At 54.7% G+C, this 20,645-nt stretch carries 15 protein-coding genes and 3 pseudogenes; 4 read left to right on the plus strand and 14 right to left on the minus strand.

The window, feature by feature from the left end:
- Positions 1-93: 93 nt before the first annotated feature.
- Positions 94-273: pseudogene (locus tag B0G52_RS19425) on the minus strand (TetR/AcrR family transcriptional regulator); the annotation flags it as partial.
- On the opposite strand from B0G52_RS19425, the pseudogene B0G52_RS19430 reads away from it, so the two are divergent.
- Positions 274-600 (plus strand): annotated as a pseudogene (locus B0G52_RS19430) (MATE family efflux transporter); the annotation flags it as partial. It lies immediately after the preceding pseudogene.
- Between the two features lie 188 nt (positions 601-788).
- Complete coding sequence (locus tag B0G52_RS19435; protein ID WP_233162839.1) at positions 789-1,109, plus strand: hypothetical protein; 321 nt, start codon at positions 789-791, stop codon at positions 1,107-1,109.
- A gap of 70 nt (positions 1,110-1,179) precedes the next feature.
- Here the strand turns inward: B0G52_RS19435 and B0G52_RS19440 are convergent, their stop codons facing one another.
- The 5 genes from B0G52_RS19440 to B0G52_RS19460 all read right to left on the minus strand — a co-directional run bounded on the left by B0G52_RS19440 (position 1,180) and on the right by B0G52_RS19460 (position 8,263).
- The gene (locus tag B0G52_RS19440; protein WP_198960687.1) at positions 1,180-2,931 is read right to left on the minus strand and encodes a sensor histidine kinase; all 1,752 of its coding nucleotides are present in this window, start codon (positions 2,929-2,931) and stop codon (positions 1,180-1,182) included.
- Positions 2,932-2,938: 7 nt separating this feature from the next.
- Positions 2,939-4,513, minus strand: coding sequence for a helix-turn-helix domain-containing protein (locus B0G52_RS19445; RefSeq protein ID WP_094047051.1), 1,575 nt, complete (start codon positions 4,511-4,513; stop codon positions 2,939-2,941).
- 91 nt (positions 4,514-4,604) lie between these two features.
- Positions 4,605-6,308: an extracellular solute-binding protein gene (locus B0G52_RS19450; RefSeq protein ID WP_094047052.1), complete on the minus strand. Its 1,704-nt coding sequence runs from the start codon at positions 6,306-6,308 to the stop codon at positions 4,605-4,607.
- Positions 6,309-6,403: 95 nt separating this feature from the next.
- The gene (locus B0G52_RS19455; RefSeq protein WP_094047053.1) at positions 6,404-7,291 is read right to left on the minus strand and encodes a carbohydrate ABC transporter permease; all 888 of its coding nucleotides are present in this window, start codon (positions 7,289-7,291) and stop codon (positions 6,404-6,406) included.
- A 30-nt stretch (positions 7,292-7,321) separates the two neighbouring features.
- Positions 7,322-8,263, minus strand: coding sequence for an ABC transporter permease (locus B0G52_RS19460; protein WP_094047054.1), 942 nt, complete (start codon positions 8,261-8,263; stop codon positions 7,322-7,324).
- 508 nt (positions 8,264-8,771) lie between these two features.
- On the opposite strand from B0G52_RS19460, the pseudogene B0G52_RS36240 reads away from it, so the two are divergent.
- Positions 8,772-9,025 (plus strand): annotated as a pseudogene (locus B0G52_RS36240) (nitroreductase family protein); the annotation flags it as partial.
- Between the two features lie 154 nt (positions 9,026-9,179).
- On the opposite strand, the gene B0G52_RS19475 reads toward B0G52_RS36240, so the two are convergent.
- Positions 9,180-9,947, minus strand: coding sequence for an RDD family protein (locus B0G52_RS19475; protein ID WP_094047056.1), 768 nt, complete (start codon positions 9,945-9,947; stop codon positions 9,180-9,182).
- A gap of 61 nt (positions 9,948-10,008) precedes the next feature.
- Here B0G52_RS19475 and B0G52_RS19480 point away from each other — a divergent pair, with 61 nt between their 5' ends.
- The gene (locus B0G52_RS19480) at positions 10,009-10,986 is read left to right on the plus strand and encodes a stage II sporulation protein M (RefSeq protein WP_094047057.1); all 978 of its coding nucleotides are present in this window, start codon (positions 10,009-10,011) and stop codon (positions 10,984-10,986) included.
- Here the strand turns inward: B0G52_RS19480 and B0G52_RS19485 are convergent.
- The 7 genes from B0G52_RS19485 to B0G52_RS19515 all read right to left on the minus strand — a co-directional run bounded on the left by B0G52_RS19485 (position 10,946) and on the right by B0G52_RS19515 (position 20,592).
- Complete coding sequence (locus B0G52_RS19485; RefSeq protein WP_094047058.1) at positions 10,946-12,364, minus strand: DUF58 domain-containing protein; 1,419 nt, start codon at positions 12,362-12,364, stop codon at positions 10,946-10,948. The genes B0G52_RS19480 and B0G52_RS19485 overlap by 41 nt on opposite strands.
- Complete coding sequence (locus B0G52_RS19490) at positions 12,315-13,235, minus strand: AAA family ATPase (RefSeq protein ID WP_094047241.1); 921 nt, start codon at positions 13,233-13,235, stop codon at positions 12,315-12,317. The genes B0G52_RS19485 and B0G52_RS19490 overlap by 50 nt, the downstream gene beginning before the upstream one ends.
- Positions 13,236-13,252: 17 nt before the next feature.
- Positions 13,253-14,398, minus strand: coding sequence for a DUF4350 domain-containing protein (locus B0G52_RS19495; protein ID WP_094047059.1), 1,146 nt, complete (start codon positions 14,396-14,398; stop codon positions 13,253-13,255).
- A gap of 1 nt (position 14,399) precedes the next feature.
- On the minus strand, positions 14,400-14,948 hold the full coding sequence (locus B0G52_RS19500; protein ID WP_158223787.1) for a DUF4129 domain-containing protein: 549 nt from the start codon (positions 14,946-14,948) through the stop codon (positions 14,400-14,402).
- 78 nt (positions 14,949-15,026) lie between these two features.
- Positions 15,027-15,947, minus strand: coding sequence for a hypothetical protein (locus tag B0G52_RS19505; protein WP_094047061.1), 921 nt, complete (start codon positions 15,945-15,947; stop codon positions 15,027-15,029).
- Positions 15,948-16,277: 330 nt separating this feature from the next.
- Entirely contained in the window at positions 16,278-17,150 is an 873-nt protein-coding gene (locus B0G52_RS19510; protein ID WP_158223788.1) for an Abi family protein, read from the minus strand.
- 277 nt (positions 17,151-17,427) lie between these two features.
- Complete coding sequence (locus B0G52_RS19515; RefSeq protein WP_158223789.1) at positions 17,428-20,592, minus strand: S-layer homology domain-containing protein; 3,165 nt, start codon at positions 20,590-20,592, stop codon at positions 17,428-17,430.
- Positions 20,593-20,645 lie beyond the last annotated feature (53 nt).

Consider the following 20,645-nt stretch of genomic DNA (forward strand, 5'->3'; position numbering starts at 1 on the left):
CAATCGTTGCCGAACACGTGCCGAATGCATCAGTCTTAATACTTAGCCTACGCCAGCTCCCACTGATCTCAAGGTGGGGGCTATTTGACGCTTACGCTGATGCTGATAATCGTCCAGAACGAAGTAGAACACATAGTTCAACAGCGTAAGCACCGCTTGGAATTTCTGTTCAGGCTCCAGCGGCGTCGATTCCACGCAGAGCAGCGTACGATTGGTGAAACGGATGTAGTCCGGCTCGTGAGGCAGCGTCAGCATCATAAGCTGCTTGGAGCAGGTTTGTTCACGAATGACCCGCAGCTCATCGAGATGGGCAGCTACATTCTGCATGTGACGTTCTTATCCTTGCTCATTACGGGAATGACCACGTTGTTTACGGGAATCTTCCAGGCCACAGCGCAAGGAACCGCCGCGTTTGTGATGTCGATTATCCAAGGAGTTACCTTGATTCCCGTGCTCTATATCGCCAACCAAATAAACGGCTTTCACGGGGTGGTCTGGTCGCTCGTCATCGCGGACGCCGTCGCATTCCTGGTCGGCGCCGCTATGCTGTACGTTCTTCGGAACAAATTGCAGCCGGAGTTGGAGGCTTTAGTTCAGTAGAGGACATGATGGCCTAACGAATTCATATTTCACAGGATCCGTAATCGATCGCAACAAGTTCGCAACATCAGGCTGTTAGACTGGAAAAATGAATTATGCAGTAGAAGGAGGTTAGGAGAATAGAAGAAGCAAAAAAGCATAAAAAGCTTATCGTCGTTCTGGCCGTCATCGCATGCATCAGGCCGATCATGAGCATAACCGGCCTGTCGGAGCAAATCGGCCAACCGGTCGCGAGCCTCTCCGCTACAGCGATCATTACGCTTGTCTGGATCGCGGCAGTCGTATACGCTCGCGTTCGCCAACCGATTGTCGTTCTGATGTTCGCCGGCATCGCCTACGGTCTGTTGGCCATTGTTCTCAGCGCCATTCTATCGCCGATTCTGAGCGGCCAACTGCAGGGGCCGATCTTGAACCCCTTAGCCATCGTCAGCGTGCTTGTCACCAATGCGATATGGGGCATCATCGCCGGTCTTCTAGCTCTCGTTCTAACACGTCTTCGCCGATCGTGATCGCACATCGGGCGATCCATATGGGGAGGGGCGAACTCCCCGAGACCTGATACAGTTCCTTCGCATCGAGTTATGAATCAGCCGATATTAACGGGATAACCGGCAGGACGATCCTCACTTGCGTGCCTTGACCGACGACGCTCTGAATATCGACTCCGTAATCTTTGCCGTAATGCAGCTTGATTCGCTCATCGACGTTGCGTATGCCGTAACCGATCTTCTCCGTTCCCGCCCCCAGAATGGCGTTGATCGTCTCCTGCTTCATGCCGAGCCCGTTGTCGCTGACCGTCATGACGATCGTATCGGACTGGCGCTCGATCCGGATATCGATCGAGATCTCATCATCGTACCAAGCATGCTCCAGCACGTTCTCGACAAATGGCTGCAGAACGAACTTGACCGTCTCGTAACGCTCCGTTCCCGGTTGGATATCGATGCTCGTGAGAATCCGGCTTGCGTATTTGATATTCTGGATGTTGAGGTACGATTCGATAATCTGGACTTCCTTCTCGATCGAGATGAGCATCTCTCCGCGATTCAGCGTCAGCCGGTAGAACTTCGCCAGCTCCCGGATAATCTCGTGCAGCTTGGCGATCTCCCCGAGCTTCGCCATCCGGCTGATGGACGAGAACGTATTGTTCAGGAAGTGCGGATTGATCTGAGCGTGCAGAATTTGCAGCTCCGCCTCCTTCTTCTCCAGCTTGCTCACGTATACTTCGTCGATCAGTTGCTGGGTTGTCGCCGCCATATCGTTGAACGACTCCGCGATATCGGCGAATTCGTCCCTTCCCTTGTATCCGATTCTCCGCCCGTAATCGCCCTCCTTGAAAGCCTGCAGCGAATGGATCAGCTTCATGAACCGTTTGGAAAACATTTTCGAAATAAACAAGCTGGCCAGTGTCAGCACAACGATGCTGAGCAAGCATACGAACACGGTTAACGTCTGCACCTTCTGCAGCTGTTCCCGAATCGAATCGACCGGAACAAGCGCGACTACCGTTGCGGGAATGTCGCCGAGGCTCTTCTCGATCCGGATGTAGTCCGTTTCGTTGATCTCCCCGCGCTCTTCCTCGCCTTCGGCCGCCTCGTCCGGATACAGCCTCCCCCCGCCGCCGTCCAGGACAAATAGCCGCGAGTTGTCGCCCAGCTCGCCAAACGCAGTGCCCTCGAACAGATCCTTCAGCTTGACCGACACGCGTATGAGACCGATTAGCTCGAACGTATCGTAATTGATCAGCGGCCTCAGCAACGAGATATACCCGTACTTCTTGTCCAACTCCACCTGTCTCCATTGAAAATCGACCGGAGAAAGCTGCAGCGACTCCCGAAACCACGGTTCCCCTTCGACCCGGCTCGCGTGCTTGATTTCGTACTGACGCTCTCCGGCTTCCAGCACCTGCTCCGTCTCCAGGTAGTACACCTCGCCGATCGTCGGATTGTTCAGATAGACGGTCAGCCGCACTTTGGATTTCGGAAGCTGAGAGGCCGCCTCCAGCCGCGGCAAGATGTATTGCGTCGTAATTTGATGGCGTTCCCAATCGAGAAAATAACCCGAGAGGTAACGCGACAACGTCTGGTCCGAATAGACCGCTTCGGCGCTTCGGCTCACGTCGTCCACGCGAAACTGCATATTGTTCGCAATCTGATGGACGGCCACGTCCAGGTTGTCTCTCGTGTTCTGCTCGATTTCTTTCGAAGAAGTCAGGTATGCGTAAGCGCCGATCACGATGACCGGAATAAGCACGAGAATCAAATACGATGCGAGAAGCTTGTACCGGATCGGCACGTACTTCGACTTGGTCGCTTGGCTCAATTCGCTCATCGTCGTCTCAGCCCTGCTTTCTGTAGTCTCCCGGCGTCATGCCGAACATTTCCTTGAAGGTGCGGTTAAAATACGGCAAGCTGCTGTAGCCGACCGCTTCAGCGATTTCGTATATTTTCATCCGAGGGGATTGCAGCAGTTCCTTGGCCCGTTCCAGCTTCTCCTTCACGATGTAATCGTTGAAGCTCATGCCGACCTGCTCCTTGAACAAATAACCGAAGTGATTCGGCGAATAAGCGAAATGGGTGGCCGTTTCCTTCAACGTGATCATCTCCGACATCCGGGAACGAACGTAAGCTTGAATCTCGGGAAACAGCCGCCACTCCTTAAGTTGCTTCCTTCTATACAGTGATTCGGAAACCTCGAAGGCGGTGCGCCGCAGCCAGGATTTCATATCCTCGATCGTCTCGATCGTCTCCAGATAAGCCAGATTATCGCCGCCCCATTCCGAATAGCCGGACAATGTCGATTGCAGCGATTCGCCGTTCCCGTTCAAGTAGCCTTCGAGCCTGGAGAGAATTTGCATAGAGAATAGACGCACTTTGACCGGCTCCGAATAACGGTTGACCGTGTCGAACAGATCGTCGATTCGGTCGCAGATCTCCACAAGTCCGTACGAGCTAATCGCCACGAACAATTGATCGAGTATCGCGTTGACATCCTTCGTATCCTTCACGATGACCTGTTCCAGCGCGCCGGGCTTAATGAGCCTGTCCTTGCCGAGAAACATCTTGCATCCGATCAATTCCTTCGCTTCGCGAAACGATTCGTGCAATTCGGAGAGCGAGGCGGCGCTGGTGCCGTATGCGGCGGTTGCGGTATAGACTTCATTGCTCCGGATTTCCCCCAGCAGCTCCTCCATCCGCGCATCAAGCCGTTCTGTATCTCCGCCGGCATAGATCAACGCGATCCGATTCTGCGCCAGCCGGCACTCCAGACCCAGCTCGTGCTCCGCCGCGAAGGCTTCGATCCTGCCCAACGCTCGGTCGAGCGCGTCCGCCTGCCGGGCCCCGCCTTGCATGCTTCTCGCATTGTCGATCTCGATCACGGCGGCGTGTACCGTCCCTTGCGGCAGCTTGATCGGATATTGAGACAGGAAAGTATGAATGGTGGCATCGTCGATCGTGCCTTCCAGCAAATGACGCAGAAAGTCCTGCCGAACGAAATCGAAATCCACCAGATCAGGCCCGGCAGTCTTGCGCGTCCGATTGTCCAGCTCGGCCACGACTTTGCGCAGCAGGTCCGTCACTTCATCATCGTCGACGGGCTTCAGAATGTATCCGTCCGCTTTTAGCTGCAGCGCGCCTTTGGCATATTCGAAATCCTGGTATCCGCTAATGAAGATCGTCTTCAGCTCCGGCTGCCGCTGCAGGCACAGCCGCGTCAGCTCCAGTCCCGACATAACGGGCATTCGGATGTCGGATATGAGAATATCGACTTCGTTGTCCTGAACGTAACCGAGAGCCGCCAGCGGTTTGTTGGCGCTGAATACGATTTCGATGCCGAGTTCCTCCCACGGGATGAGCTGCTGCAAGCCTATCAGATCGAATTGTTCGTCGTCTACCAGGACCGCTTTGTACATGATTAATCTCCTTAGCGTCGAACTTAAGCTGCGATATATGTCTAAAGAGGATATACGTTAAGTATATCCTCTCCGGATTCAAATGCCTTTCTTATTTTAATCCCATGATCTTCAGATTATCTTGCCACTTGGCCGTCTTCCAGTCCAGCAGCTTCTGATATTGCAGCTTCTCCGCTTCCGTCTTTGCTCCTTCGATAATGTTCAGTACGGCCGCATCATTCGAAGCGAAGACGATTTTCGAGATGATTTGCTTCTGATGGTCCTTGAAGCGCTGCTGAATAATCCCCTCGTCGCTATCCGGAGCCGGATCCAGGTTGGAGAACTCCGTTACGTTTCTCGTCGTCTGGAACGATACCGTATATTGCGCGATCGTCGTCCAATCCTGCGCTTCTTCCGGAAGCAGCTGCTCGCGCTTCGCTTTCGTCGTATCGACGTACACCGTATTGCCATACCAGTTGAACTCGCCGATCTTCAGCTCGTCGTACGCTTTCGGATCGCGATTTTTGTATGCGTCGTTCGGTACCGGCACGCCGTCGACCACTTCGTCGTAGAACAGTCCCGGAGGTCCGAAGAAGAAGATTTGTTGCCCTTCCTCGCTGATCGCCCAGTTCATGTAAGCGAAGATCGCTTCCGGATCTTTGGCGTTCGTCGTAATGACGTTTACGTTCCAGCCCAGCGTATTATAGCCGCCCGGATATACTTTGTTTTTGTCCACGCCGTCCTGATGGAACGGCCAGATCACGTCATATCCCGCTTCCGGATCCGCAGCGCGAAGAATGTTGTTCGCTTCCCGCCCGATGCCTTCGACAACGGCGTCGAAGGCGCCGAATACGGCGATCTTACCGTTATTAAGCTTCTCGAGAACTTGGTCGCGCGTCTGCGTAAACGCGTCTTTCGAAGTCAGTCCGTCGCGGAACAGGCGGCTTGCGAATAGCGCCGTGTCGACGAAACCCTGGTCCTCGTAGATCGACTGGAACTTGTCGTCCTGCGGCACGCCGTTGCCGACGAACATCGGCGTGCGGCCGTCCGCCGAGCCGCTGTACAGCAATCCGAAAAGTTGCGATTCGCCGTCGCGCACTTCGCCGAAATCAATCGGCACGACATCGGGATATTTCTCTTTGACCTGTCTCAGATAGTCTTCCAGTTGGGACCAGGTTTCCAGTTGCGGAGAGCCGAGCTCTTTATGAATTTTACGATTGATCAAGTAGGCCGCATTGCCGTTGCCTTGGTCTCCGTTGATGAACCAGTTCGGAACTTGATACAACTTGCCGTCTTCGCTGCGGAGCATGTTGAGCGTTTCTTCCCCGATCGTCTGTGCGAACTCCGGATATTTCTCCAGATACGGATCGAGCGCGACGAGCTTGCCCGCACTGACCAGACGATCCACGTCCTTGCCGCGATCCAGCACGATCGCGTCAGGCAGCTGATTGGAGACGATCATTGTGTTCAGCTTATTCGCCGCCGCGCCGTTCGATTGAATCGGCTCCATGACGACGCCCAGATTTTCCGTGATCCACTGTCCATGCGGGCGCTCCTCCCAAGTCGGGGCCGTATACCAGTCGTAATGGACGTATTGTGTGAAGGTAACCGGTTTCACCTTGCCGCGAGGCGTTCCGTCGCCTTCCGGAGCCTTGCTCTCCGCCGGACTTGCCGAACTTTCGCTCGCAGGCGGCGCAGATGACGCCTGCCCCCCGTTTCCGCTTCCTTCGTTATTGCTAGAGCATGCGGCCAGGACAAGCGTTAATGCAAGCGTTAATGCAAGCAGACCGTACAACGATTTGTTTACCCTTTTCATTTGTCTTCTCCTCTCGAACATGTATTCGATATGTTATAAGCCAACCGACGCGCATCGCCAGCCGCCTGTACAACCAAGGTTTTTCGCTCTGCTGCCTATTCTTTCAGAGAGCCGATCAGGACGCCTTTGACGAAATACTTCTGAAGGAACGGGTAGACCATGAGAATCGGCAGCGTCGCGACCATCATTGTCGCCATCTGCAGCGATTTGACGGTGACCGAATTGGCCACCATGCTCGCCGCATGCGAGTTGAGATTGCTCATCAGCGAAGCCGTCGTGCCGGCGTTGATGATCTGAACGAGCAGCGTCTGCAGCGGGATCAGGTCCTGCGTGCTGATGAAGATCGCCGGAATGAACCAGTCGTTCCAGAGGAACACCGCGGTGAACAGCGACAGCGTCGCGATCACCGGTCCCGACAGCGGCAGCACGATTCGGAAGAAGATTCCGAAGTTCGACGCGCCGTCGATCTTGGCCGATTCCTCGAGCCCGTCGGGCAGACTCATGAAGAAGGTACGGAAAATAATCATATTGTACACGCTGATCATCCCGTGCATCACGAGAAACGCGAACGTATCGTACAACTGCAGGTTATAGACGACAATAAAGTAAGGAATGAGACCCCCGTTGAAAAACATCGTGAAAACAGCCAGAATCGTGTACGTCTTCTTAAATACGATGCCTTTCTTGGACATCGCGTACGCAAACATCGACGTAAAGAACATAGCCAGTGCCGTGCCGACTACCGTGCGGACAATCGTAATGAAATACGCTTGGAAGATATGCTTTTCCTTAAAGACGATCTCATAGTTCTCGAACGTAAATTGCCGCGGCCAGAACGTAATGCCGCCGATCGCCGTGTCCGATCCGACATTGAATGAAAGCACTAACGAATTCCAGAACGGATAGAAAGTAATGAAAGCCAATATCGAAAGTAGAATATAGATGACGGTTTTCATGATTTTGTCGCCAGCGGATAGTTTCATCGTCTCACCTCGTTTTTCGATTCCGGCCGCTTACCATAAGCTCGTGTCGCCCATTTTTCTTGCCGCTCTGTTGGCTACGACAAGCAATAGGACGCTTAACAACGATTTGAACAGCCCGACCGCGGCGGAATACGAGTAGCGCTGGTTTAGAATGCCCATCTGATACACGTACGTATCGATGACATTGGCAACCGGGAGCAAGATGCCGTTGTTCAACTGCTTGGTCATGACCAGGATATCCTCGTAACCCGCGTTCAGAATGTTGCCGATCGCAAGAATCAGGAAGATGACCATAATCGGCATAATGTTCGGAATCGTCACGAGGAAGATCTGCTTGAACCGGCTCGCGCCGTCGATCGACGCCGATTCGTATTGCGCCGGATCGATGCCTACGATGGCGGCCAGATAGACGATCGAGCCGAAGCCGATCTCTTTCCATACGTTAAGCGATACAAGTACGCCCCAGAAATAATCCGGCGTAGACAGCCAGTTGACCGGCTCCTGGATCAAGCCGATCGCAAGCAGCAGGCTGTTCAATGCGCCTTGATCGACCGCCAGCATCGAGAAAGCCATGCCCGAGATGACGACCCAGGACATGAAATGCGGAATATAAGTAATCGTCTGCACCGCCCGCTTGAACAATCCGCCCACCTCGTTAAGCAGCAGGGCCAGGATGATGGGGGCCGGGAAGCCGATGATCAGCTTCAGCAGGCTGATGCTGAACGTATTGCGCATAATCTCCCAGAATTCGGGCGACTCGACGAACATCGTGAAATGCTTCATGCCTACCCACGGACTTTCGAACAAGCCTTTGAACAAATTGAAATCCTGGAAGGCGATCAATACGCCCCACATCGGACCGTAACTGAAAATAATAAGGAACAGGAGCGCCGGCCAGATCATCACTTGAAACTCCCATTGCCGGATAAAGCGAACCCACACCGATTCCGTTATCGCTTTGCTGTTTTTCATTCCCTCACCATCTTCTTCTCTTTATATCCCTGATTCTAAGCGAGACGCCTCCCTCCAGCCAGCGCACGACCCAACGATTAATTGAACAAATCAACGAAAGTCCGGAAGTAGTCCTCCCCTCCTACAAGGCGAGTTGCTCATAAATAGGGGCGAATCGCCTCTTGTGGGTACAGAAACATTAAAGCGCCAAAAAGACGACCAGCCTCTTATCTTGGCTGTCGTCTTCTTCTGTTTCGTTACCTTATCATGATCATATCCGCATACCACGGTTAATGCTTAGATCTGCATCGGGTCTGAAAATTCGCTTTGCCCTCTAACACATCCCTTAAGAATATTTTCGATGCTTCCAATTTGGCTTCCAGCTTCTGAATATATTCAATTTTCCCCGTCACCAACGCTTTCTTCTCTATAGGGGAGCTCTCATTGACGAGCAGAATTAATTCCTGAATCGTAAAGCCTAACGCGAGCAGCATTCTCACATCCTGCAAATATTCAACCACCTCTTCATCTACCTAGAGAATTAAAGATCGAGATTGCCAAAATCGATGCCAGTTTATTTGCCATGCAGCTGATCTGGTAGCTCGCGCGCATGGGTATGATACGAATCCTATGGCAGGCTTTGAAGGCGATCGGATTGTTAGCGCATTTGATCTGGACGACGAACGGTATGTACCGGTCATGATCCTCTCTATCGGGAAAGTGAAAGAAGCAGGCCATGATTCTGTGCGCCTGCATAGTGAGCAAATTACCTTTTGGAGGTAAAGTGAATTTGCATTTCTGAGAAAAACACGAGTTGTAACGTCGGCGTGTAACTGCGAGAGGCCGCAGGTGTGGGGCGATGGGCCAGCTATCCTGTTACGCGCCCCGTACCGGACGAAGCCGATTGCGGAACCGGGGTTCAAGCCAGTTATCGCAGCTACACCTCCCAATCCCCGCGCAGCTGCTCGTACAGCCAGATCAGGAACAGCGTGTCGTCGGGTGCGATCTCTTTGGCAACGCCGATTCGGCCTGCGAAATGCTGAGCAATCGGCCGACCAAGTTGTGCGAGGCGCTCCGGCGAGATGAATGGCAACCGCTCTGCCCAGGCAGCGAGCAGCATCCAGTCGGAATACGCGAACGCCCTGCGGCTTTCTTCATCCAACTGTTGGCGAGGCAGCGACATTCGCACCCGGTCGATCCGCTTGTCGATCTTCTTTCGCAGCTTCAGCCGCTCCTTCTCCTTCTCGACGACCACGATCGTTCCCGCCACCATATCCCCGATTCTGCGGTCCCTGGAGCTGCTCATGACGACGATCATCCCCAGAAAATAGCCGACAGGCAGCATATCGATCAGTCGGAACAGATTGCGAATGACGACCGCGAGCAGCCCCGCGTTCCGGCCTTCCATCTGCACGACGCGAATGCTGACCGCACGCTTGCCAACGGTCTGCCCGCCCATGAAGTATTCGCATCCGACGTAATAACCCCCCGTGCCTACCGCGCCGATAATGAGCAGCGTTGCGATCGCGTAATCGCTGTTTTCGACGAATATATAAGCGAAAGCAAGAGCGATGTAGAGGGCGAGCAGAATCAGCATATCGATCAACTGCGCAATGGCCCGCATCCCCACTCCCGCCGTAGGGAACTCCAGCCGAACCTGCTCAGGCGTTACGATCGACACTTCTTTTTCCAACGGATAGCTCATTCTTATGCTCCTCGTTTCCGGGAATTTATGGTAGGATAATAAAAAATAGGAGGTCTGAGCGATGGATCCCGCACAGCGAATTCAGCGATACAAAGACGATTGGTCCGAACTCGAGCGGCTGCTCGGCGCATTGAATCATATTCGTCGGCCGATTAGCGCGGGCGATATCGACCGGTTGACCGTGCTGTACAAATCGGCGGCGGCTCATTTGTCAGCTGTGCGAACGCAGTGGCCGAACGATCCGACCACGACTTACTTAAACCACCTGGTCGCCCGAGCGCACCACATGCTGTACAAGCAGTCCGACAAAGGCACCGGCCGCATCGGCCGCTTCTTGGGCACGTACTTTCCGTCCTTGATTCGCCGGAGACAGCCGTTCATCCTCATTGCCGGGGCGCTGTTCCTTCTTGGCATGATCGCCGGATTCGCAGCGGTATGGTCGGATCCGCTCAACCTGCATCTGGTGCTGCCCGCGAATATCGCGAATGCGATCGATCCCGCTGCGACGAACGCTCCTCGCGGCGATCTGCACAGTCCGCTTGTCTCCACGGAAATCTTTATCAATAACATACGCGTCGCCATGCTGGCCTTCGTGAGCGGAGTTACCTTGGGGATTGGCACCGTGTATTTGCTCGCCTACAACGGCTTGATCGTCGGAGCCCTCGCGGCCGTCTTCATGCAAGCCGGCGAGAGCTATGTTTTCTGGGCGTACATCCTCCCTCACGGCATCATCGAGCTGACCGCGATCTTCATAGCCGGCGGAGCCGGCTTATATATGGGGTACCGATTTTTCGTTCCGGGCGCATACCCCCGCAAGCGGCAATTCCTTCAGGCCGCTAAAGAATCGGTACAGCTGCTGCTCGGCACGATTCCGCTGTTCGTGATCGCGGGCATCATCGAAGGATACGTTACGCCGTCGCAGCTGCCGCTGGGCGTCAAGTATGCCGCGGCCGGCGGCACGCTGCTGCTGCTCGCTCTCTATTACGTTTACGGCTGGCTCAGAGCGCGTTCCGAGCTTTCAAATCCAAGTATTCATTGACCGCGCTAAGCGCCAATCGATCGGCCGGCACATCCATCACCTGAATGCCGAGGCCGGCCATCTGACTCACGTATTCGCTGCGGTCCAGACGAAACTTATGCGCCAGGCTCTGAATATATGCGGTTCGATGGTTTACCGGCTCGGTTCGCGCCCACTCGTGCAGCAGCGGATCGTTCAAGGAGACGAGAAGCGGCACATGGCTTCTGCGCAGACGGCGCGCGTAGACGGGCAGCTCCTGATCGTACAGATAGCTCTCCATATCGGAGAACAGCACGACGAACGATCGTTTCTTGATCTGCCGCAGCACATGAGACAAAGCTACACCGAACCCCGGTTCGACGAAATCGGATTTCAGGTCGTAAGCGGCCAGCGTCAACTGGCGCAGATGCGGAAGCCCTCGCCCCGGAGGAACGTATGTCTTGATCCGATCGGAAAAAGCGAGCAGCGCCACGTAATCTCCCTGCTTCAGCGCGACTGCGGCCAGAACAAGAGCAGCTTCGAGCGTGCGGTCCAGCTTCGTCTGATGCTCGAGCTCGACTCCCATCATTCTCCCGCAGTCGAGCACAATCGTGACGACTTTGCCCTTCTCCGGACGAAGAATGTTCGTCATCAGTTTCCCGCTGCGTGCCGTCGCCCGCCAGTTCACCCGCCTCGGATCGTCTCCCTGGGCGTAGCTGCGGATCGAATCGAAGTCCGTGCCGGACAAGTGGGGTCTTGCCAGCCTGCTGCCGTCGAGCACCAGCGAGTCTTGAGCCGCAGCCAAGACGCCGCGCACCCGCGAGAGATCGGGCACGACCCGAACTTCGCTTCGGCACGGCAGTCTCGTCTGCTTCTTCCACAGCCCGACTCCGCCCCAATAGCGAAGCATCACGCTCCCGAACGTATAAGATCCCCGCTCCTGCCCCGCGGTATTGTACTCGAAACCGACCGTGCTTTCCTCCAGGCGTCCTCTCCATACGAACTGCGGAATCCGAATATCCTGCTCGTCCGCCCGTTGCGTGCAGTAATCCGTGAACAAAATTGGAATGTCGTCGGCCAGCTCGACGTTCAGAGAAAAGCCCTTCGCCGTATCCCTCAGCAGAGAAAGCCGAACCTTGAAGGATTGGCGCACGTCCGCCTCCTCCGGCATCGTCCTCTCTGCGGAGAACCGCTGCCGCGAGGGCAGCTGAAGCAGATCGACGACGCTGAACACCGCCAGCAGCGCGTAAAATCCCCAGAACGAATAAGCGCCGTAACCCAGCGCATAGACGGCTCCGATCAGCACGGAACCGATGGCCGCGATTGCGACGAGGCGGCGAGTCGGGACGATCGACTCATCGCCGAACCGTCTACCGAGGAACCGGAACAGACGCGAGCGTTTCCTGGACGATGTGGTCACTGCTGCCGCCCTCCAATTCCGCTTGCGGCGTCAGCAGCATTCGATGGCGGAGCGCAGGCCGCGCCACCAGCTTCACGTCGTCTGGCGTCACGTAGTTTCTGCCTTCGAGCGCCGCCCAAGCTTTGCTCACCATCAGCACGGCGATGCCGGCGCGCGGGCTCGCTCCGAGCTGCACCCGCTTGGATTCACGGGTTCTGCGAATGACCGCCGTAATGTAGTCGATGATCGAATCCTCGACGACGACTTCCGCCGCATGCGCCTGCGCGGCCCGAATCTCATCGAGCGACAGCGCCGGAACGATCGCCTGATCGCGCTCCATCGCGAACGGGACGTGCCCTTTCAGAATTTGCCGTTCCTGCTCTTCTCCCGGATAATCCAGAATCAGCTTGAACAGAAAGCGGTCGAGCTGCGCTTCCGGCAGCGGATATGTACCTTCATATTCGAGTGGGTTCTGCGTGGCGACGACAAGGAAAGGCTCCGGAAGCCGGTGCGTCGTACCGTTAATCGTCACCTGGCGCTCCTCCATCGCTTCGAGCAGCGCCGCCTGTGTTTTCGGTCCGGAACGGTTGATCTCGTCGGCCAACACGATGTTGGCGAACACAGGCCCGCGGACAGTTTGAAACTCGTTTTCCTTCATATGATAGGTGACGCTTCCCGTAATATCGCTGGGCATCAGATCCGGCGTAAACTGAATACGGCGGTACTCGCCCCCCGTTAAAGCGGCGAGCGTGCGCGCCATCTTCGTCTTGCCGAGCCCCGGCACTCCTTCCAACAGCACATGTCCTCCGGCCAGCAGCGCCGCGGCCATGAGCCGGATGTTCGTCTTCTGCCCGTACAGCCGCTGCTCCATCGCGTGCAGCAGCCGTTCCATGCTTGCGCTCATAATCGTCACTCCTTCTCCAGTAACGCGATCATCTCGCCGTACTCGCGCGTCCGTTCGACGAACGCGCCGTCCGCTCCCGCGCCGCGTTCCAAAGCCTGCGCGTGCCGCAGCCGGCGTTCCAGCTTAACCGCCTGCGCTTCGCTTAAGCGATCTTTTGCCAGCCGCTTCGCCTCTTCCGGCGAAGCTTCAAGGGACAGCCCCCATCGCGCCAGCAGCAGCCGGCGAAGGGCGCGCGCCTGATGCGCGAGCGCTTCGCCCTTGAAGCGGCGGCGCTCGTACCACGCGGCGACCGCCTGCAGCGTTTCGTCGCCGCGGCGCACGGTCCAGGCCCGCGGTGTGTATACCGGGCCGAAGCGCTTGCCGCGCTGCCACAGCCAGAGCAGCAGCGAGACGGCCAGCCCGGCGCAAGCGGCGACAAGCCATGTCGGATATACGGCCAGAAACCCCCGCGTATCCATGTAGCCATGATGGTACTCGTCCACCCACAGGACGATGCGGCTCCCATCGCCGACCAACCAAGGCCATACAAGCTCGAAATGATCATGCTTCAGCACGTTCTCGTTCGTCAACCATTCAGGCGTGACTGCCGCGATAATCGTCCCTTCGCCGTACGGTCTTCTCGCCGCGATGACTCCGCTTGAATCGCGAAGCAGCTCGGTGTCGCCGTCTTCCGGAATGATTCGCTGCTTGATCCTGACTTCCGCCATCCATTCGGTAGTCTCTTTCCCCTCTTGACGCGTCACGGTGGCGGTTCCGGACAAAGCATCCGAGCGTTCGGTTTGAAATCCTTCTCCCGCGCCTAGATTACGGCTGAAGAGCAGCAGTTCGTTCCCCCGTTCCACCCACTCGAGCAGTTTCGCCCATTCGTTATCCGGTGGAGCGTCGGGTTCGACAACGAGCAGCGCCTGTCCTTTGCCTGCGGGCAGCTCGCCCCACGAACGCTTCCACGTCTTTAACGGCGCCTGCTTCTCCTCGAACAATACGATGACGCCCTTCGTCCCATTCACGTCCGCGGAGAACGAGACGTAAGGCGCGATCTGCTCGGGCTGCGGTTTTACGATCATCAATCCCAGCCCAATGAAGAGCATGACGCAGACGGCCAGCCCGATCACGTGTTTGTTCCAATTCAGAAGTTGCTTGATCGGCTTCATTCTATCTCGCCTCCCTCTCCGCGATCAACGCATCGATATCGCGTTGAAAGCCCAGGAAGCTGTCTTCGTCCACAGGCTCATGCCCGTACCATACCCGTTCGAACAGCAGCGCGCTCCGCTGGAAGTACGGCACCGCGCTCGCCCGGCTGCGCTCCAGCTCATCTCGATAATCCCAGTCCGTTTTCCATTTCTCAATGCGAATCCAGCCTGCTCTCTCCATGTAGAACAACAGCGACAGGTACGAACAGCGAATGCTCTCCCGGATCTTCCCTTCGGCATGCGCGGCCTTCGCCATTGCCGCATACTGCTCGTACGTCAGCGCCATCTCGGATAACCCGACGGGGGTCTGGTACCGCCGAATGTTCCCATGGAACACGATCTGCCTGGAAAACCAATAGATCGCCCAGCACAGCGCCGCCAGCACAGCACCCAGCACCAGGAACAATCCGACGCTCACCACGCCCTCTGCCCCCGGAAAGGAAGGAAACAGGTCGATCACCCAGTCCAACAGCGCCTCCCCCCCCCTTGCTCGGGCTGGAGCTCTGTTCATGGGCATATCTCGTAAATTCGTCCCGGCTCAGAATTTCGCCAAGCCTTTGTTTGTCTTCAAGCAGCTCGGACCGGTCGATCATTGGTCGACCGGAGACGGAGGCGGCGGTACAGAACCCGGCACGATTCGGTTAATCATCTCTTCAAGTCCCATTCCATCGCGAACTTTAAGATCGAAATAGCTGACCGCATACACGACGTAGAGGATCGGCGCCGTCAGCAAATTGACAATGACCAGCAGCAGCGCAAGGAGAACACCGCCCAGCGGCAAGAATCCGAGAATGAGACCGGCGACAAAATTAAACAAATAGATCAGCAGTAGCATGATCAAAAACAGTCCGAACAGTCTCCACACGCTCTTGCGAGTCAAACCCCAGCTTCTTCCGATTCCAATAGAATCTTCTTTAAATACGACAACCGGAAGAAAATACATGAAGCGTATCCCGAAATAGTAAAAGGTGAACACGGCCCCCATAATCACGAGAAACATCCAGAAAGCACCGAATATCCCCGATGTTGCGGCTGCGACCACGCTCATAATCATGGCCGCAATCACAAGCGCAATACCAAATCCGATCATCATTAAACCGAATACGATCGAACTGCCGAGCAGCCCCCCGTACCTCTTGAAGGACATCCGCAACAATTGAAGAGCCGACGGAACTTCTTCTCCCTGCATGACATGGTGTACGAGAAGGACGATCGAAGCGATCACGACCGGCGTCAGAAAAAGAAAGATCAATCCAAAGAGAGCCGCGACCAGCCCTACGCTTTCTTCTGCGAGCAGCGGCTCCGCGCCTTCGGAAGAATAATTCATAAGCTCGTTAACGTCGAACAGTGATTGAACGGTCTGCCCCTGAGTCATGGCTTGAAGCAAATAAAACAGGCCATAACAGATCAGCATGATCAGCATCAATTTCACAAAATGCTTGCGGTACAATTGAAAGCTTAAATCGATCATTCTGCCGATTCCCATCGGCTTCAGGGCCTCTTGAGGCACAACAAAACCTCCTAATTTTTGCTAAATTTACTTCATTATACTACACAATTCACAAAGCTTGTCGACGGGATAAAAAGAAAATTACCGCTCAACTTCCGTGGATAGAAGCGAGCGGCAACGTTTGGTTTGTGCAGGAGTTATAGACTATCTGATATCAATTTTTTCAACTTTTATCAAAGGTATCGTGATGTTCCCGTATTTATGAGCAGTGAGTTCACCTCAGCTTTCCGCTCTACTACTATTTGTAATACGGTTCAGAGTATCACTCTAATTGCGAATTTCCATTAGTGAATGAAACAAATAAGAGCGCTACCTAATTAGGCAAGCACTCTACACCTTCAATAAATGATACCAACCCTCAGGGAATCCAATAAGTTTACTGTCTACTTCCGTATACTCTTCTATAAGCGTTCTTAGTCGCTCTATCCAGCTGTTCCAATATGTTTTGTCGTTGAACATATACTTAACAATAAACACTATCGTATATACCTTGTAGTTATCTTGAATTACTTTATGATCACGAACAAATAATTTTGGAGGAATAGGAAAGTTCCTATTATAGGTACGACCATAATGAGCACAAACATTTCTGAGATTACTTAGTGCATGAAGCCAACTTGCCAAATAATCGCCATGAACTCCAGCATAATATTTCCTTCCTAGCTCATTTTTATCCTGCTGCTTCATATTCTTAAACAATTTCGAAAGCACACCAAAAGTCATTACTTCATTTACAACCCATATCGGAAAATCCCCATCGTACTTATAAAAATAATGTTTAACAAAAACATCCTTTGATTGCTTTAATAATTGATCCAGGTCTTCCATAAACTTGGCATGCTTAGTCTCATCTTCAAAATTCCTGCTATCTCTATATCCCATGCCATCATACTTATCGGCTAATACTAGTGCGATATGAGTTCTCATTGATATTTCTATAACTTCAATAATTTCCATTAATAACAGCCTGAACTTTAAGTCGAAGTCATATAGTCTATATATTTGCTTGAATGTGACTCCATCATGAAACACATCATCCGTCTTTAGCGATAATGTGTATGCCGTAAACCTATAATAGCTTACTCGCTTCAAGATCCCTTTGGCCCATGCTTCATCCTCTACAATGAGTCCCCTGGACTTGAAAATATCCAGTTGCTCATCAATTGTCTTTGAAGGTTTAAATGGGTGGGGAATTCGGACCATCGGATATCTCCGTATAAAAAAATTGTCTCGCCCTGGTGCGCAACCGTTACAGGTATGCGTGGCGAGATCTGTTATTTTTATCATATTCCGGGTGGAGTCGTTTGTCAATAAAATCATCTGCGACGGCTCTAAATGTGCTTGCCTTTGTTGTCTCGTTAGTGATTGGCTTCACGAGTGCTATGAATGGTACGCTTCTCCGCGCTGTCCGTAACGGCAAGTTTAAGGACCATCCTTAGCGGATGGCCCTTCTTTTGAAAAGATCAACTAACGTTGCCTATTACTCTGCCAGCCCTTCTCCGCCTTCAGGGAGAAGCGTATAAGCGTGATCCGTCGAAGCTTCTTCGATGCTTCCGAATGCCCAATAGGACGGGGCCACATCCGGCCAGCTCGGCTTCGCGATCCCGTTAAGCGGGCCGCGCTTCAGAATTCGATTCAGAATCGTTACCACTTCGGCGCGGGTGAGCTTGTCGTTCGGACGAAAAGTCTGATCCGGGTAGCCATCCAGATAGCCGGATAGAGCTGCGATCATACCGTTTGCCCAGTGGGACGCCGGGACGTCCGAGAACGTGCGGGAAGGCGCGCTGTCCGGCTTCAAATACCGATAAGCGATGGCGGCCATCTCCGCGCGCGTAATCGAAGCGTTCGCCCGGTAGGATCCGTCCGAGTAGCCGACAAGCAATCCTGCCTTCTCTGCCCGTCCGATATTTGCGACAGCCCAGTGCGTAGCCGCAACATCCGGGAACGACGCTCCGGCCGAATCCAAGCTTGCCGGTACAATGCCGCTGTTGACCAGCAGCGTTGCCATCTCCGCCCTCGTAACGCTGCGCTCCGGTCCGAATGTGCCGTCCGGATAGCCGTCGATATACTTGGCGTGGGTCCCCCCGGACTGCTGCTCGGCGTCGGTTAACGCAGCCATATGCAGAATCGTGAACGTGCTGAACTTGTTGACGCCGAATTGCAAGCCAAGCCTGCCGTCCGCTCCGGTAACCGTCTTGCCGGATACCACTTCTTTGTCTCCATCCGTATGCTCGATAAAGATGCCCATATGCTTCAAATACGCCGCCCGTTCCTGCGGATCTTGCGGCAGCGCGACATCCCTCAAAGGAAGCGTCAACGTAATCGCCCTGCTCGACAGGTTCGTCTCGATGGTCATCGGACGGGCTACGACCTGGATATCGTCGTTGCCGGCAATCTTCCTGACGACCTCTTCCGTCCGGGCGCGCTGCTCGATTTCCTGACGAAGCGCAGCCTCTCTAATGGGAACGAGGCGGAAGTAGAACTCTTCGTCCAATCCGGCCAGCGAAGCGATCGGCACGCGAATGACCGCGTTATCCGTATAGATTTCCAGATCGATTCCGTTCTTCTGAAGCACCGCCAGCGCGCTGCGCGACACGTTCACGCGAACTTCGCCGACTTCGTCTTTGGCGTCGGGAATGACGATTCTGGCTGCGTGCTGCTTAGCCGCTGCGGCCCGCTCGGCGACCTCGTTCGCCTTGGCTTCGTCGAACGTGACGAGGTCGGATGTTTTTCCGTTGGCGTGCCTCGTTCGCTCAATCTCGACTTTGGCGGTATCGACCGCTTGCTCTCCGCCGATGACGACGTCTACTAATAAAGTTTCCTTGCCGCCGTTCGACGCCGCCGTATTATTATTGCTGTTAGTGTTATTGTTGCTGCCCGGCGCCTGCTTCACCTGATCTCTTGTAAGAACGACATCCGACCAGTAGGCTACTTTCTTGTCGCCTTCCTCATCGTACTCTGCCATCACATAAATGTGCTGTCCCGAAGAGACGGCTAGCTCGTCGCCCGGCTGAAGCTCCGTGTCGTAGCCGAGATCGGACGAATCCTCGCCGACATAAAGATGCCTCATGCTGCCCTCAGCGCCGATCCGATATTTCAGAACCAGATCGCCGTAGCTCGCGTCGTGCAGATGTTCGTCGGCGATCGTCGCCTTCGTCGTGCCGATCTCGCTGCCGGGCGACCATGTCAATCCGCCGACGGACGGTGCCGGATTGACCGTTTCTCCGTGCCGATTGTTGCCCCAGCCGACCAGGGTGCCGTCCGACTTCAGGGCGATAATATGGGATCTTCCCGCTGCGATAGCTACGACGCCATTCAGCCCGGGCGGCGGTTGCAGTTGGTCGCCATCCCCCCATACGACGATACTTCCATCTCTCTTAAGCGCCACGGAATAGTTGTCGTTCGCATCAACCGCTGCGACGTCCGACAGGGTTTCTGGCACCGGCTCCAGGTAATAGGGACCCCACCATCTGACTGTCCCGTCCGGCAGCAGCGCCAGCGTATGATTGATTCCCGATGCGATGGCTATCGTCTCCGGCAGATCTTCAGGCACTGACGTCGCCCCCATCGAGGCTGAGCCCCAACTGATGACAGCGTTATCCCACGTCAGCGCTGCCGCATGGTTATACCCGCCCGAGATGGACTTGAACGGGCCACGGATTGCTTTCCATTCCTCCGGGAACCCGTAGTTTCCCCAGGTAGTGATCGTGCCGTCATTCTTCAAGGCGGCGGAGGCGTACCCGTCGAGTACGAGCCCGACGACATTGCCGTTCGGAACTTCGGCGGGAACTTCGCAGCCTTCGCCCAAGGCCGTAACGGAACCGTCTGCCTTAATGGCATAGCCGCAGTTGTTGGACGCATAAACGGATTGCACGCCGGTCAGGCCGCCCGGCACTTCGACTTTGCGATCTTGAATCCAACCATAAGCCTTGACCGTACCGTCAGCCTGGAGCGACAGCGTAAAGCCGTCTCCTGCCGCAATTCGTGTATGAGGACTCGGCAGTTGGACGGGCGATGTCGTGTAGACAATATCCAGCTTGGACGATGTAAATCGGAAGAAACGATCTCCCGGAGCCTCCGTCCCAGAGCTCCACAGTACGAGAACGAGTTCGTCTTCTCCTTTGGCGATCTTGTCGCGCACCAACGGCGCAATATTGAATTTCACCCATTGGCCGCCTTCATCCGTTACGGCATACTTTCGTGACTTCAATTCGCCAGTAAAAGGCAAATCAGACGGAGCCTCTGACGCCGATGGAGGCTCCGTCCAGCTTCCGTTAATCTGATGAATCGTCAGCTCGGGACTGCCATCGTCATTGGCATGATTATCGGTTATGAACAGCTCCAGATTAGCCTCCAGCACTGTTCCGCCCAAACCGTTCAGGTCGAACTTGAGTACCCCTGCATAAAAGTTGTCCGCATGGGAGCCGATCGATATCGTATCCGGGCAAGACACGGTTGTGCTGGCACTGCCCATCAGATTTTTATACTGACAGCTTGCCAGCAGCGGGCTGGAGAACGTGGCCGCCGAATTCGGCTCCGCGCTCGCCATGCCGGCCACCGCGAACGGAGGAACCGCAAGGACAACGGCCAGCAGCAGTTGGAGCTTTATTCTGGACAACAGACGAGGCAACGATCGTTCTTTCAATGAACCTCTTCCCTTCTGCACTAGAATCATAGGTTGCATGGGAGAAGATTAAC

The organism is Cohnella sp. SGD-V74, from assembly GCF_003001675.1.
GTDB lineage: Bacteria > Bacillota > Bacilli > Paenibacillales > Paenibacillaceae > Cohnella.